The sequence below is a fragment of the Phenylobacterium sp. genome (genome assembly GCF_030645195.1).
Classification (GTDB): domain Bacteria; phylum Pseudomonadota; class Alphaproteobacteria; order Caulobacterales; family Caulobacteraceae; genus Phenylobacterium.
The window spans coordinates 1-12,627 of sequence record NZ_JAUSLW010000047.1; the positions used below are offsets into that span (position 1 = coordinate 1).

Sequence of the window (12,627 nt, forward strand, 5' to 3'; positions counted from 1 at the left end):
CCCGGCACCGAGGGCGGAGTGACGCTGCACCACGCTGCGCCGAATTCAGCCGGCCAGGCCGAGGAGCTGGCGATCTACGACGCCGCCGAGCGCTACCGCGCCGAGGGTGCCCCGACGATCGTCTTCGCAGGCAAGGAGTACGGCTCGGGCAGCTCGCGCGACTGGGCGGCCAAGGGCACCAAGCTGCTGGGCGTCCGCGCGGTGATCGCCGAGAGCTTCGAGCGCATCCACCGCTCGAACCTGGTGGGCATGGGCGTCCTGCCCCTGCAGTTCCTGCAGGAAGGCTGGCAGAAGCTGAACCTGACGGGTGAAGAGATCGTCACCATCCGTGGCCTGACCGAGCTCTCCCCGCGCCGTCAGCTGACGGTGGAGATGTATCGTCCGTCGGACGGCCGCATCGCCCGCTTCCCGGTCCGCTGCCGGATCGACACCCCCACCGAGCTTGAGTACTTCAAGAACGGCGGCGTGCTGAACTACGTGCTCCGCAACCTCGCGAAGTCCGCGGCCTAGAGCTGTTGGACCAGGCGGCGGGCAAGTCCCGTCGCCTGGTCACACCTTGTTGAAACCCCCCCACCAACGAAGTCCGGTTAAGTGCGCGCCAATGCGAAACGTCGCGCTTTTCAGTCTGCTGGTCGCCGCCCTGCCGCTCGCCGCGCAGGCCAGGCCGCCGGTGGTGGTCGAACTCTACACCGCCCAGGGGTGCGCCTCCTGCGGCGAGGCGAACGCCTATGTCGACAAGCTGGCCGACAAGCCCGGCGTGCTCGTCCTGACCTTCCCCGTCGACTACTGGGACTATCTCGGCTGGGCCGACACCTTCGCCAAACCCGAATTCGCCGAGCGCCAGAAGGCCTATGTGGCCCGCCTGGACCTGCGGGAACCCTATACCCCCCAGGTGGTGGTCGACGGCCGCGCCCAGGCGGGCGGCCTGCAGACCGACAAGATCGACAAGCTGGTAGCCGACGCCGCCCAGGCCGCGCGCCGCGCGCCCGACATGGCCTTCATCGGCCAGCGCCGGGTGGATGTCGGCTTCGGGACCCCGCCGCGCGGTGGGGCCGAGGTCTGGCTGATCCGCTATGATCCGCGCGAGCAGGACGTGACCGTCCGCAAGGGCGACAACCGGGGCCAGACCGTGCCGCACAGGAATGTGGTGGTGCAGATCAAGCGCCTGGGCCCCTGGCGGGGCCGTCCCACCGCCTACCGCCTGCCCCAGGCGCCCGCCGAGGGCCTGGCGACGGCCGTCATCGTCCAGGCCGCCCATGGTGGTCGTGTGCTGGCTGCAGTCCGCAGGGACTGAACTCGATCTTCAGACATGACGAAGCCCGCACGGCGGAGGGGGGGTACCGTGCGGGCTCGTCTTGGGCTCAGTCTTGGAGAGAGCTAGGTGTCGGCTGGCCGAAGCCCGCGATCCAGGGGGGCTGGGGGGGCTGTTCAGGATCCGGGACCAGCGAGGTTCCGACCAACCGACAGTGACTTTATCGCTGGCGCATCAGGCGGCGGGTGGGCCGGATTAAGGTCTTTTCACGGCGCAAGGTTACGGTTGTTTTAGAATGGCCCGGGGCGTTGCAGCCGGGACACGCCCGCCCGGTCGGCGGGGCATTTGTCGAATGGCGCAGATTGGGTCTAACCTCACCCTCGCATGGCGTTGGATCAGCCCCACCAGAGCCCTTCGACCGCGAGCGTTTTCTTCGAGCGCCGCGAGTTTCAGCGCATCCTCAACCTCTATGGCCGCATGGTCTCCGCCGGCGAATGGCGCGACTACGCCATCGACGCCCAGGCAGAGGCCTGCTCCTTCTCGGTGTTCCGCAAGGCCACCGAGGCGCCGCTCTATCGCATCGAGAAGCGTCCGGCCCTGGCCCAGCGCCAGGGGGCCTGGTCGGTGATCGGCCAGGGCGGGGTGATCCTCAAGCGCGGCCACGACCTGGAGCAGGTGCTGCGGGTCTTCGACAAGGGCCGCTTCAAGGTGGTGGACTGAGGTCCGCTTGAATTGGGGGCAAACAAAAACCCCGGCGGTTTCCCGCCGGGGTTCTCGAAGATCGGTCCTGGTCGGGCCTTAGCGGCGGCTGCCGAACAGGGCGAGCAGGAACTGGAACATGTTGATGAAGTCCAGGTACAGCTGGAGCGCGCCGAAGTTGGTGGCCACGCTCATGGCCGACTCGTTCCCGCCCAGCTCGTAATAGGTCATCTTCAGGCGCTGGGTGTCATAGGCCGTCAGACCCGCGAAGATCAGCAGGCCGATGACGTTGATCAGCAGCGCCATCACCGAGTTCTGCAGGAACATGTTGATCAGCATGGCGCCGATCAGGCCCCAGGCACCCATGATCAGGAAGCTGCCGAAGCCGGTCAGGTTCTTCTTGGTGGTGTAGCCCACCAGGGACAGGGCGCCGAAGGCCGTAGCCGTCAGCAGGAAGGTCGAGGCGATGGAGGCGCCGGTATAGCGCAGGACCAGCACGCCCATGGAGGCGCCGATCAGGCTGACGATCGCCCAATAGGTGATGCCGGCCGCCTTGGGGGTGACGTTCTTGGTGAAGGAGGAGAACAGGATGACCGCCAGAGGGGCGAAGGCCACCACCATGCCCAGGATCGAATAGCCCACGCGGCCGTTGGCCACGGTGAACATCAGATCGCGGACCGGGGCGAAGGATCCCGTCAGGTAGGCCAGGCCGGCGGACACCAAGAGGCCCACGGCCACTTTGTTGTAGACGCCGAGCATGAAGCTGCGAAGTCCCGCGTCCACCGACATGTCGGCGCGATCCGCCGGGATCGTGCGAGCAGCGCCGCGGTTGAAGTCGCTCATCTGAGCATAGCCCTTTGTTGCAACGCCCCAGGTGGGCGCACCACCGAATATCGGGTTCCGCGGCCTTAAGCGCAAGCGGGCGCCCGATTACGATTGCGTCAGGCGATCTTGCCCTGGTCCGGAGGGGGTTTAGGCTGGGTCCATGATCCGCCTGTTCGCCGCCGTCGCCGTCCCGCCCGAGCTGGGGGAGGGGCTGCAGCATCGCCAGGCCGGCCTGGCCGGCGCCAACTGGCGGCCGCTGGAGGCCTTCCACATCACCCTGCGGTTCTTCGGCGACGTGCGGGAGGACATGGCGCAGGATCTGCACCTGGAGCTGGAGCGGGTCTCGGCCGAGCCCCTGACCCTGCAGCTCGAGGGGGTGGGCTCCTTCGGCGAGGGCCCGGAACTGCACGCCGTCTGGGCCGGGGTGGCCGAGAACCCGGCCCTGCGCCGCCTGTCCAAGGCCTGCGAGACCGCCGCCCGCCGCGCCGGTCTGACCCCCGACAGCCGCGCCTACCGCCCCCACGTGACCCTGGCCTATCTGCGGCGGCCCGATCCCGGCGACGTGGCCGCCTGGCTGGCGGCCAACGCCCTGCTGAAGTCGCCGCCCTTCCAGGTCAGCCACTTCGGACTCTATTCCAGCAAGCTGCTCAGCGGCGGGTCGCGCTATCAGCTCGAGCAGATCTACAGGCTGCGGTGAGAATTTCCTCCCCTGCGCAGCGGGGGAGGGGGACCATGCGCAGCATGGTGGAGGGGGCGAGACCGGGCGCGGAGCTTTCCGCCGCCCCTTCCACCACCCTTCGGGCGGTCCCCCTTCCCCGTAAACGGGGCAGGAAAAGAGCAAGCCTCAGGCCTTGACCGCGTAGTCCTTGAGGATCCCCAGGGGGACGATGGCCAGGGTCTCCTCGTGGGGCGCCTCCAGCACCAGGTGCGGGGCCGCGCCGGCGTCCAGCGCCTCCTTCCAGCGCGGGGCGCAGAGGCACCAGCGATCGCCGGGCTTCAGGCCCGGGAAGGCGTAGTCGGGAACCGGGGTGGAGAGGTCGTTGCCCATGGACTTCGAATAGGCCAGGAACTCGGCCGTCATCACCGCGCAGACGGTGTGGATGCCGGTGTCCTGCGGGCCGGTCTCGCAGCAGCCGTTGCGGAAGAAGCCGGTGACGGGATCGAGCGAGCAGCTCAGCAGCTCCCCGCCCAGCACGTTTTTTGCATCCTCATCGTATCGAATGGTCATGGCCCCATCCTAGCTCGTAAGAGGGGGCCCCGCCTAATTGAGAACGGAGCCCGCCCGTGATCGCCGCCCGGCCCCGCCGCAGCGTCCTCTACATGCCCGCCGCCAACGCCCGGGCCATCGAAAAGGCCCGCGACCTGGCCTGCGACGTGGTGATCCTCGACCTGGAGGACGCCGTCGCCCCCGACGCCAAGGACCTCGCCCGCGACCAGGCCGTCGCCGCGGTGACGGCCGGCGGTTTCGGCCGCCGTGAGGTGGTGATCCGCGTGAACGGCCTCGACACCCCCTGGGGCGCGGACGACCTGGCCGCCGCGGCCGCCGTCCGGCCGGCCGCCATCCTGGCGCCCAAGGTCTCCAGCCCGGCCGATGCCGCCGCCTATGACAAGGGCCTCGAAGGCGACACCCGCCTTTGGGTGATGATCGAGACCTGCGCCGCCCTCTTCGCCCTGGACGCCATCGCCGCCAGCCCGGGCCGCCTGGAGGCCCTGGTCATCGGGACCAACGACCTGGCCAAGGAGATGCGCTGCCGGCTCACCGTCGAGCGCGCGCCCCTGGCCGGCCCCCTGTCCCTCAGCGTCGCCGCCGCCCGCGCCCACGGCCTGGCCATCCTGGACGGCGTCTTCAACGGCATCGACGACGACGAGGGCCTGGCCCGCCAGTGCGCGCAAGGGTCGGAGTTCGGCTTCGACGGCAAGACGCTCATCCATCCGCGCCAGATCGAGGCGGCCAATGCGGCCTTTTCTCCGGCCCCGGACGAGGTCCGTTGGGCGCGCATGATTGTCGAGGCCTTCGATTCGCCGGAAAACGCCGCTAAGGGCGTGCTTCGCGTCGAGGGACGCATGGTGGAGCGGTTGCATCTGGCGCAGGCGCAGCGTCTGATCGCTGTGGCCGAGGCCATCGCCGCGGCGTGAGGCAGGATTTGGAACCCAGGGGATCGAGAATTGCACGGGTCGCGGCGCTCCTGGCGACCGTGGCGCTGAGCGCGTCGCCGGCCTTCGCCCAGGAAGCCGACCCCATCGGCGCCCTGCTGGAGCAGGCCCAGACCCCGCCGCCCCCGGAGCCGGTCGCCCAGCCGCCTGCCCAGGCTCCCGCGGTCGAGACCCCGCCGGCCTCGCCCCCGCCTTCGAGCTCGGCGCCGGTGAGCACCGCGCCGCCCCCCGCCGTCTATACGCCGCCGCCGGCCGCCTACACCCCGCCGCCGGCCGCCTACACCCCGCCGCCGGTCTACAACCGGCCGCCGGTCCAGGCGCCGCTGCCCTATGTGAACCCGCCCCCGACCTACGCACCCCCGACCTACGCACCCCCGGCCTCGCGCCGTCCGCGGCTCACCGCCCCGGTCCATATCGACGAGATCGGCAAGACGCCGGAAGGCCCGCCCACCGCCACCGACCTGAACTACGAGGCGCGCATGCGCTCGTCCTTCAACTCCGCCCAGGGGATGCAGGGGCCGCTGGACGGGGCCTGGACCCTGCGTTCGGGGGGTTCGGAACTCTATGACCTGCAGCTGGTGGACACCGGCAGCGGCAGCCTGGAGGGCGCCTGGCGCGATCCGCGCCGTCGCGGCGCGGTCGACGCCTCGGGCTTCATCGATTCCATCAGCCGGGTCGGCGGCCAGCTCACCATCCGCCTCACCCCCAGGCCGGGCGCCGCGCCCTCGATCATCATGCTGAGCGCCGGAAACGACGGCGGCTGGTCAGGCGAACTCAACGAGCGCGGCGAACACCGCTCGGTCACCCTGCGGCGGAACTGAGGGGGCCTGGGCGGCGCCGCTACAATCCCAGCGCCCGCCGCGCCGTCTCGATCGCATAGGCCGCGACATCGGCGGGATAGGGCTCGGCGGTCCCGAAGCCCCAGACCGGCCCCGGCCAGGCCGGATCGTCCCGCCGGCGGCCCACCACATGGACGTGGAGCTGCGGCGTCACATTGCCCAGGGCCCCGACGTTCAGCTTCTCCACCGGCACGCCGAGCGCCTCCCCCAGCACCTGCAGGGCCCGGCCCGCGCGGACGATCTCCTCCATCAGCACCGCCCGGTCCCCCGCCGCCAGATCCTCCAGCTCCCGCAGGCGCTCGCCCCGGGGAATCAGCACCAGCCAGGGATAGCGCGCGTCGTCCTGCAGGCGGACCTGGCACAGGGGAAGGTCGCCGATCGCATGCGAGGTGGCGACGAAGGCGGGGTCGATCTCATCCATGCCGCAGGATGACCACGCGTCCGCGCCGCGGCAAAGGGCCTAAACTCCGCGCGCGGCATTGCGGCAGGGCGGTGGTTTGAGCTACGGGGACCCCCGACCTGGCGTACCTGTCGTCCCGCCACAGCAATCGGAGCAGCTCCATGACCACCAAGACCCCCATCCGCGTGGCGGTCACCGGCGCGGCCGGCAACATCGGCTACGCCCTCCTCTTCCGCATCGCCTCGGGCGAGATGTTCGGCAAGGACCAGCCGGTCATCCTGCAGCTGCTGGAAATCCCGGTCGAAGGCCCGCAGAAGGCGCTCAAGGGCGTGGCCATGGAGCTGGAGGACTGCGCCTTCCCGCTGCTGGCCGACATGGTGCTGACCGGCGAGGCCGAGGTGGCGTTTAAAGATGTCAATTGGGCCCTGCTGGTGGGCTCCAAGCCCCGCGGCCCCGGCATGGAGCGCGCCGACCTGCTGAAGGACAACGGCAAGATCTTCATCGCCCAGGGCAAGGCCATCGACGCCGTCGCCGCCGACAACGCCCGCGTCGCCGTGGTGGGCAATCCCTGCAACACCAACGTCATGATCGCCGCCAGCCAGGCCAAGCGCCTGCCGAAGGACCGCTTCACCGCCATGGTGCGGCTGGACGAGAATCGCGGCCGCGCCCAGCTGGCCAAGAAGGCCGGGGTCTCGATCAACGAGGTCAGCGACCTGTTCATCTACGGCAACCACAGCCCCACCATGTTCGCCGACTTCACCCACGCCAAGATCGGCGGCAAGGACGCCGCGTCCGTGATCGGCGACGAAGCCTGGCTGAAGACCGAGTTCCTGCCCACCGTCGGCAAGCGCGGCGCGGCCATCATCGAAGCCCGCGGCCTGTCCTCGGCCGCCTCGGCCGCCAACGCCCTGATCGACCACGTCCGCGACCTGAACACGGTCGGCGCCATCCACTCCGCCGCCGTCAACAGCGAGGGCCGCTACGGCTTCGCGCAAGGCGTCTGGGCCGGGATGCCGGTGAAGACCACCGCGCCGGGCGCCTACGAGGTGATCACCAGCTACGAGATGGACGACTTCGCCAAGAGCAAGATCGCGCTCACCAACGAGGAACTGGTGGGCGAACGTGACACCGTGAAGGATATGCTTGGCTGAACCGGGTTTCAGCCCACGTGCGAGGCTGAGATTTCCGAGACCAGGACCCCGCTCGGCGCAGGCCGGGCGGGGTTTTCCTTGGGCGTCAGCTGGGCGATGCGCGCCTCGTACAGGCTGGCCAGGGCCTCGGGGGAGGTCTTGGCGGCGGCTTCGCGGGCGGCAAGCCAGCGGGCCTGGTCGCGGGCCAGGGCCGGATAGGCCACCCCCGAGGACATCGCGCCGCGATAGGCCTGGGCCATCCGCCGGTCGGCCTGCGCCAGGGCCGGGTCCACACAGACCATCTGGTCGGCCAGGGTCCGGGCCGTGCGGCAGTCGAAGCTGGGCGCCTCGACATAGGCGGCGTCGATCACCTCCCCGGTCGCCGCGACGGCGGGGTCGGCGGGGGAGACCCCGACATCCATCAGGCTGGTGGGGCGCGCGATCGTCTCCTCGGGCTTGGCCAGCACGATGCGGACCTGCTGCGGCGCCGGCGCCGCGGCGACCGGGCGGGGGGCGGCCTGGCGCAGGGCCGAGGCCGCGGCGCGGCGATCGACATCGGCCCGCAGCCAGAGGCCGAGGCCCATGCCCATCACGCAGGCCACGCTGACCGCCGCGGAGATGTGGACCGGATTGATCTGTAGGTGGGGGTGGGCGGTTTCGGCTTCGATCGGCCGGAAGATCATCGGGGTTTCGTGGAACTCCGGCGCGCGTTGGCGAAGGAGGCTAAGGGGGGAAAACATGGTGAACGTCCTGGCGTATTCTTTGGTCCGCCGCGGTCGCCCCGGATTGTCCCCGATGTGCGCCCGCCCTCTCGAACCGACGCCGATACCCATATTGGGGTTAACCTGAATTGTGGCTGAACGGCGCCGTTAATTTCGCGTCTGGATAGAACGTCCTTCAACCCAGGGGGGAGGGCCTTAGCGATCCTCCGCCGCCAGGGACACCTCGTCGTCCAGCTCCTGGATCCGCTGGTCATAGAGGTCGCTCACCGCCTCGGGCGCCTGAACCGCGACTGAACCGGCCATTGCGAAGCTCGCCCGCCTGCCGGTATGTCGGGCTCCGCAAAGGAGGCGCCCATGACCGCCATCGGCCCCACCCTGGAAACCGACCGCCTGATCCTGCGTCCGCCCTGCGCGGCGGACTTCGCGCCCTGGTGCGCCTTCATGGCCGACGAGGAGGCCGCCCGGCATATCGGCGGGCTGCAGACGCCTTCGGTGGTCTGGCGGGCCCTCTGCTCGGTGACCGGCGCCTGGACCATCAGCGGCTTTTCGATGTTCAGCGTGATCGAGAAGGCCACCGGCGACTGGGTCGGCCGGCTGGGGCCCTGGCAACCCGAGGGATGGCCGGGAACCGAGGTGGGCTGGGGCGTGGTCCGCGACCGCTGGGGCAGGGGCTACGCCACCGAGGGCGCCATCGCCGCCACAGACTGGGCCTTCGACAATTTCGACTGGCATGAGGTGGTGCACACCATCGACCCGGCCAACACCGCCTCGGCGGCGGTGGCCCGGCGCCTGGGGTCGACCATCCTGCGCCAGGCCCGGATGCCGGCCCCCTATGAGGACCTCACCGTCGATGTCTGGGGCCAGAGCCGGGAAGACTGGATGGCGCGGCGGGCCTCCCGCTAGATCCAGCCGGCTTCGCGGATCACCCGGGCATAGGTGCGGCTGACCGGGACCTCCGATCCGTCCTTCAGGGTCAGGGTCGCCCGCCCGTCGCCGCGCCGGGCGTTCGCCACCGCGTCGCGGGCCACCCACCAGGAGCGGTGCACCTGGGCGCCCTCGATCCCCTCCAACTCGGCCACCGCGTCGGCCAGGCGCATCAGGATCAGGTCCTGGCCCTTGGAGGTGTGCAGCCGCAGGTAATGGTCCTGCGCCTCCACCGCCCAGACCTCGGCCCCCCGCAGCTTCAGGGGCAGGCGCTCGAGGAACTTCACCGGGCCGGGCGGGGCCGGCGCCGGCGCGGCGGAGCGGCGATGGGAGAGGAAGATCGCCAGGCCGCTCATCACCAGGCACATCACCCAGGTGATGGCCATGAACTGCGGAAGCTCGCGCAGCATCGCCCGGTCGCCCGAGACCGCCCACACCGCGCCCCAGACCAGCAGGCCCATCAGCGGGGTCATCAGGGTTCCGCTCAGCACCGTCCGGGTGGCCATGCCGCGCTGGGCGAGGGGAATGAGGCCGACAAGCCGGAAGGTGATCATGCCCAGGCCCGCCCCGGCCAGGCCCACGGCGACCATGAATAGGGTGCGTGGGATGAAGGGAACACGCTCGCTGCCGAAGGCGCCCACGAAGCTCAGGAAGGCGCCCACCCCGGCGGCCATGATCAGGGTGCGCCGTGTCCCGGCCCAGCTCAGGGGCTCCACCCGCGAAGCGTGAGCCGCGGCGGGCCGCGATTGGCGCAGGCGATCTGTCATTCGACGCATCGGCCTTTGCGCATCGGGGGCCCCGGTCTCCACACAGCGTCACAGGAAGGCGGCCGCGCCGAAGCGGCCCCCAGCATGCGGAGATAAAGGATGTCGCTGGTTTCGCAAATCTCGGGCCCCAGTCGGGTCCGGCGCCTGGGCGCGATCGTGCTGCCGGCAGCGGTCATCGGCCTGGTGGCGGCGCTCGCCCCCTTCGCCGGGACCATCGGGCGCCTCGCCGCCCGCGGCCGTCTTCACAGCCCCGACCTCGCCCTGCTGGCCGCCCAGCCCCTGGTGATCAAGCTGCACATCGCCGGAGCGCTCGGCGCCCTGCTGATCGGGGCGATGCTGATGACCCTGCGCAAGGGGGTCGCCCTGCACCGCGCCGCCGGCTGGCTGTGGGTCGCCGCCATGTCGCTGGCGGCCGGCTCCTCGATCTTCATCACCGGGATCAACGGCGACCACTGGTCCTTGATCCATCTGTTCACCGGCTGGACCCTGATCGCCCTGCCCATCGCCGTGATCGCCGCCCGCCGCCACCAGGTGAAGGACCACCGCCGCTTCATGATGGGCCTGTTCTATGGCGGCCTGGTGATCAACGGCTTCATCGCCTTCATCCCCGGCCGCACCATGTGGAACGTCTTCTTCGGGTGACGCTACGGCGGGGGCGTGGCGTGGCGTTCCGCCTTGAGGAACATGGGCTTGGGCAATTGGACGCGTGCGTATTTTTCTGACCGTGGCGCGGTTGCAACGGTCCGGAACGGCGCTTATACCCCGGCTTCTCGCCGCACTGGGCGGGCCCAAACAGCGCGTTTCGCGACCTCATGAATATACACGAGCATCAAGCCAAAGCCGTCCTCTCCGAGTTCGGCGTGGCGGTCCCGCGTGGTTATCCGGCCTTCACCGTGGAGGAGGCCGTCAAGGCCGCCGAAACCCTGGGCGGACCGGTCTTCGTGGTGAAATCCCAGATCCATGCCGGCGGCCGCGGCAAGGGCCGCTTCGAGGGCCTGGGGCCTGACGCCAAGGGCGGGGTCAGGGTCGTGAAGTCCGTCGATGAGGTCCGCGCCAACGCCGCCGAGATGCTCGGCCGGGTGCTGGTGACCCATCAGACGGGTCCCAAGGGCAAGCAGGTCAACCGCCTCTACATCGAGGAAGGCGCGGCGATCGCCAAGGAATTCTACCTGTCCCTGCTGGTGGATCGCGAGACCAGCCGGGTCTCGGTCGTGGCCTCCACCGAAGGCGGCATGGACATCGAGGAGGTGGCCCATTCCACCCCTGAGAAAATCATCACCTTCTCCATCGACCCGGCGACGGGCATCTGGAACCACCACGGCCTGAAGCTCTCCAAGGCGCTCGGCCTGAAGGGCGACCTCTCCAAGCAGGCCGGCAAGCTGCTGCGCCAGCTCTATACGGCGTTCCTGGCCAAGGACATGAGCATGCTGGAGATCAACCCGCTGATCGTCACCGCCGACGACCAGCTGCGCGTCCTGGACGCCAAGGTCTCCTTCGATAGCAACGCCCTCTACCGCCACCCCGACATCGTCGCCCTGCGCGACGAGAGCGAGGAGGACCCCAAGGAGATCGAGGCCTCCAAGTACGACCTCAGCTACATCGCGCTCGACGGCGAGATCGGCTGCATGGTCAACGGGGCCGGCCTGGCCATGGCGACCATGGACATCATCAAGCTCTACGGCGCCGAGCCCGCCAACTTCCTCGACGTCGGCGGCGGCGCCGACGAGGCCAAGGTGACGGCGGCCTTCAAGATCATCATGGCCGACCCCAACGTGAAGGGCATCCTGGTGAACATCTTCGGCGGCATCGCCCGTTGCGACGTCCTGGCTCAGGGCGTGGTGGCCGCGGTCAAGCAGGTGGGCCTGACGGTTCCCCTGGTGGTGCGCCTGGAGGGCACCAACGCCGAGCTGGGCAAGAAGATCATCAATGAGAGCGGCCTGAACGTCATCGCCGCCAACGATCTCTCCGATGGCGCCGAGAAGATTGTCGCCGCCGTGCGGGGAGCCGCCTGATGTCCATCCTCATCGGCAAGAACACCAAGGTCATTTGCCAGGGCCTCACGGGCGCGCAAGGCACCTTCCACTCCGAGCAGGCCATCGCGTTTGGCACCAAGATGGTCGGCGGCGTCACCCCGGGCAAGGGCGGCTCCACCCACATCGGCCTGCCGGTCTTCGACACCGTCGACGAGGCCGTCCGGGCCACCGGCGCCGACGCCAGCGTGATCTATGTGCCGCCGGCCTTCGCCGCCGACTCCATCCTGGAAGCCATCGACGCGGGGGTTCCCCTAGTGATCTGCATCACCGAGGGCATCCCGGTGCTGGACATGGTGCAGGTCAAGCGCGCTCTGGTCGGCTCAAAAACCAGGCTGATCGGTCCCAACTGCCCCGGCGTCCTGACCCCGGACGCCTGCAAGATCGGCATCATGCCGGCCAATATCTTCAAGAAGGGCTCGGTGGGTGTTGTCTCGCGCTCGGGCACGCTTACCTACGAAGCCGTGTTCCAGACCACCCAGGTGGGCCTGGGCCAGACCACGGCCGTGGGTATCGGCGGCGACCCCGTGAAGGGCACCGAGTTCATCGATATCCTCGACATGTTCCTGAAGGATCCGGAGACGGAATCGATCATCATGATCGGCGAAATCGGCGGCTCCGCGGAAGAAGACGCGGCTGAATTCATTAAAAATTCAGCAACCAAGAAGCCTATGGTCGGGTTCATCGCGGGACGCACCGCGCCGCCTGGTCGGCGCATGGGTCACGCGGGCGCGATCATCTCCGGCGGCAAGGGCGGCGCCGAGGACAAGATCGCCGCGATGGAGGCTGCGGGCATCCGCGTGTCGCCGTCTCCGGCGAAGCTGGGCGAAACCCTCCTTGAGGTCCTTAAGAAGGCGTAAGACCCTTCCAGCCGAAGTGGGGGCC

Annotated in this window: 15 protein-coding genes and 1 pseudogene; 11 read left to right on the forward strand and 5 right to left on the reverse strand. The window is 69.3% G+C overall.

Annotated features, from left to right (window positions below):
• From Q7T09_RS04055 to Q7T09_RS04065, 3 genes and pseudogenes are all read left to right on the forward strand, one after another.
• Positions 1 to 510, forward strand: a pseudogene (locus Q7T09_RS04055) (aconitate hydratase); the annotation flags it as partial.
• A gap of 91 nt (positions 511 to 601) precedes the next feature.
• On the forward strand, positions 602 to 1,294 hold the full coding sequence (locus Q7T09_RS04060) for a thioredoxin family protein (RefSeq protein ID WP_304697853.1): 693 nt from the start codon (positions 602 to 604) through the stop codon (positions 1,292 to 1,294).
• A 342-nt stretch (positions 1,295 to 1,636) separates the two neighbouring features.
• Complete coding sequence (locus Q7T09_RS04065; RefSeq protein WP_304697855.1) at positions 1,637 to 1,972, forward strand: DUF2794 domain-containing protein; 336 nt, start codon at positions 1,637 to 1,639, stop codon at positions 1,970 to 1,972.
• 78 nt (positions 1,973 to 2,050) lie between these two features.
• On the opposite strand, the gene Q7T09_RS04070 is transcribed toward Q7T09_RS04065, so the two are convergent.
• Positions 2,051 to 2,794 carry a Bax inhibitor-1/YccA family protein gene (locus tag Q7T09_RS04070; RefSeq protein ID WP_304697857.1) on the reverse strand — a complete coding sequence of 248 codons (744 nt, stop codon included), beginning with the start codon at positions 2,792 to 2,794 and terminating at the stop codon, positions 2,051 to 2,053.
• Between the two features lie 142 nt (positions 2,795 to 2,936).
• Between Q7T09_RS04070 and thpR the strand changes: the two genes are divergently transcribed.
• Entirely contained in the window at positions 2,937 to 3,473 is a 537-nt protein-coding gene (gene thpR / locus Q7T09_RS04075) for an RNA 2',3'-cyclic phosphodiesterase (protein ID WP_304697859.1), read from the forward strand.
• A 147-nt stretch (positions 3,474 to 3,620) separates the two neighbouring features.
• Here the strand turns inward: thpR and Q7T09_RS04080 are convergent, their stop codons facing one another.
• Positions 3,621 to 4,004, reverse strand: coding sequence for a DUF2237 family protein (locus Q7T09_RS04080; RefSeq protein WP_304697861.1), 384 nt, complete (start codon positions 4,002 to 4,004; stop codon positions 3,621 to 3,623).
• Positions 4,005 to 4,060: 56 nt separating this feature from the next.
• Between Q7T09_RS04080 and Q7T09_RS04085 the strand changes: the two genes are divergently transcribed.
• The gene (locus Q7T09_RS04085; protein WP_304697862.1) at positions 4,061 to 4,912 is read left to right on the forward strand and encodes a CoA ester lyase; all 852 of its coding nucleotides are present in this window, start codon (positions 4,061 to 4,063) and stop codon (positions 4,910 to 4,912) included.
• Positions 4,913 to 4,971: 59 nt separating this feature from the next.
• A complete protein-coding gene (locus tag Q7T09_RS04090) occupies positions 4,972 to 5,751 on the forward strand; it encodes a hypothetical protein (RefSeq protein WP_304697864.1) in 780 nt (259 codons plus the stop codon).
• A 19-nt stretch (positions 5,752 to 5,770) separates the two neighbouring features.
• Here the strand turns inward: Q7T09_RS04090 and Q7T09_RS04095 are convergent, their stop codons facing one another.
• A complete protein-coding gene (locus Q7T09_RS04095) occupies positions 5,771 to 6,190 on the reverse strand; it encodes an HIT domain-containing protein (RefSeq protein WP_304697865.1) in 420 nt (139 codons plus the stop codon).
• A 140-nt stretch (positions 6,191 to 6,330) separates the two neighbouring features.
• Here Q7T09_RS04095 and Q7T09_RS04100 point away from each other — a divergent pair, with 140 nt between their 5' ends.
• A complete protein-coding gene (locus Q7T09_RS04100) occupies positions 6,331 to 7,320 on the forward strand; it encodes a malate dehydrogenase (RefSeq protein ID WP_304697867.1) in 990 nt (329 codons plus the stop codon).
• Positions 7,321 to 7,328: 8 nt separating this feature from the next.
• Here Q7T09_RS04100 and Q7T09_RS04105 read toward each other — a convergent pair whose 3' ends face one another.
• Entirely contained in the window at positions 7,329 to 8,039 is a 711-nt protein-coding gene (locus Q7T09_RS04105; RefSeq protein WP_304697868.1) for a lysozyme inhibitor LprI family protein, read from the reverse strand.
• A gap of 336 nt (positions 8,040 to 8,375) precedes the next feature.
• On the opposite strand from Q7T09_RS04105, the gene Q7T09_RS04110 reads away from it, so the two are divergent.
• A complete protein-coding gene (locus Q7T09_RS04110) occupies positions 8,376 to 8,924 on the forward strand; it encodes a GNAT family N-acetyltransferase (protein ID WP_304697870.1) in 549 nt (182 codons plus the stop codon).
• Here Q7T09_RS04110 and Q7T09_RS04115 read toward each other — a convergent pair.
• Positions 8,921 to 9,712, reverse strand: a complete 792-nt coding sequence (locus Q7T09_RS04115; RefSeq protein WP_304697871.1) for a LytTR family DNA-binding domain-containing protein — start codon at positions 9,710 to 9,712, stop codon at positions 8,921 to 8,923. The genes Q7T09_RS04110 and Q7T09_RS04115 overlap by 4 nt on opposite strands.
• 99 nt (positions 9,713 to 9,811) lie before the next feature.
• Between Q7T09_RS04115 and Q7T09_RS04120 the strand changes: the two genes are divergently transcribed.
• The 3 genes from Q7T09_RS04120 (at position 9,812) to sucD (ending at position 12,602) form a co-directional block, all read left to right on the forward strand.
• Positions 9,812 to 10,354, forward strand: coding sequence for a DUF2306 domain-containing protein (locus Q7T09_RS04120; protein ID WP_304697873.1), 543 nt, complete (start codon positions 9,812 to 9,814; stop codon positions 10,352 to 10,354).
• Between the two features lie 170 nt (positions 10,355 to 10,524).
• Complete coding sequence (gene sucC / locus Q7T09_RS04125) at positions 10,525 to 11,724, forward strand: ADP-forming succinate--CoA ligase subunit beta (RefSeq protein ID WP_304697874.1); 1,200 nt, start codon at positions 10,525 to 10,527, stop codon at positions 11,722 to 11,724.
• Positions 11,724 to 12,602, forward strand: coding sequence for a succinate--CoA ligase subunit alpha (gene sucD / locus Q7T09_RS04130; RefSeq protein ID WP_304697875.1), 879 nt, complete (start codon positions 11,724 to 11,726; stop codon positions 12,600 to 12,602). Before sucC ends, sucD begins: the two co-directional genes overlap by 1 nt.
• The last annotated feature ends 25 nt before the right edge of the window (positions 12,603 to 12,627 follow it).

What these genes read in the sequence shown, in the direction of transcription:
- Q7T09_RS04060 (WP_304697853.1), top strand. Translation starts at nt 602, where the DNA reads ATGCGAAACGTCGCGCTTTTCAGTCTGCTGGTCGCCGCCCTGCCGCTC.
- Q7T09_RS04065 (WP_304697855.1), top strand. Translation starts at nt 1,637, where the DNA reads ATGGCGTTGGATCAGCCCCACCAGAGCCCTTCGACCGCGAGCGTTTTC.
- Q7T09_RS04070 (WP_304697857.1), bottom strand. Translation starts at nt 2,794, where the DNA reads ATGAGCGACTTCAACCGCGGCGCTGCTCGCACGATCCCGGCGGATCGC.
- thpR (WP_304697859.1), top strand. Translation starts at nt 2,937, where the DNA reads ATGATCCGCCTGTTCGCCGCCGTCGCCGTCCCGCCCGAGCTGGGGGAG.
- Q7T09_RS04080 (WP_304697861.1), bottom strand. Translation starts at nt 4,004, where the DNA reads ATGACCATTCGATACGATGAGGATGCAAAAAACGTGCTGGGCGGGGAG.
- Q7T09_RS04095 (WP_304697865.1), bottom strand. Translation starts at nt 6,190, where the DNA reads ATGGATGAGATCGACCCCGCCTTCGTCGCCACCTCGCATGCGATCGGC.
- Q7T09_RS04100 (WP_304697867.1), top strand. Translation starts at nt 6,331, where the DNA reads ATGACCACCAAGACCCCCATCCGCGTGGCGGTCACCGGCGCGGCCGGC.
- Q7T09_RS04105 (WP_304697868.1), bottom strand. Translation starts at nt 8,039, where the DNA reads ATGTTTTCCCCCCTTAGCCTCCTTCGCCAACGCGCGCCGGAGTTCCAC.
- Q7T09_RS04110 (WP_304697870.1), top strand. Translation starts at nt 8,376, where the DNA reads ATGACCGCCATCGGCCCCACCCTGGAAACCGACCGCCTGATCCTGCGT.
- Q7T09_RS04115 (WP_304697871.1), bottom strand. Translation starts at nt 9,712, where the DNA reads ATGACAGATCGCCTGCGCCAATCGCGGCCCGCCGCGGCTCACGCTTCG.
- Q7T09_RS04120 (WP_304697873.1), top strand. Translation starts at nt 9,812, where the DNA reads ATGTCGCTGGTTTCGCAAATCTCGGGCCCCAGTCGGGTCCGGCGCCTG.
- sucC (WP_304697874.1), top strand. Translation starts at nt 10,525, where the DNA reads ATGAATATACACGAGCATCAAGCCAAAGCCGTCCTCTCCGAGTTCGGC.
- sucD (WP_304697875.1), top strand. Translation starts at nt 11,724, where the DNA reads ATGTCCATCCTCATCGGCAAGAACACCAAGGTCATTTGCCAGGGCCTC.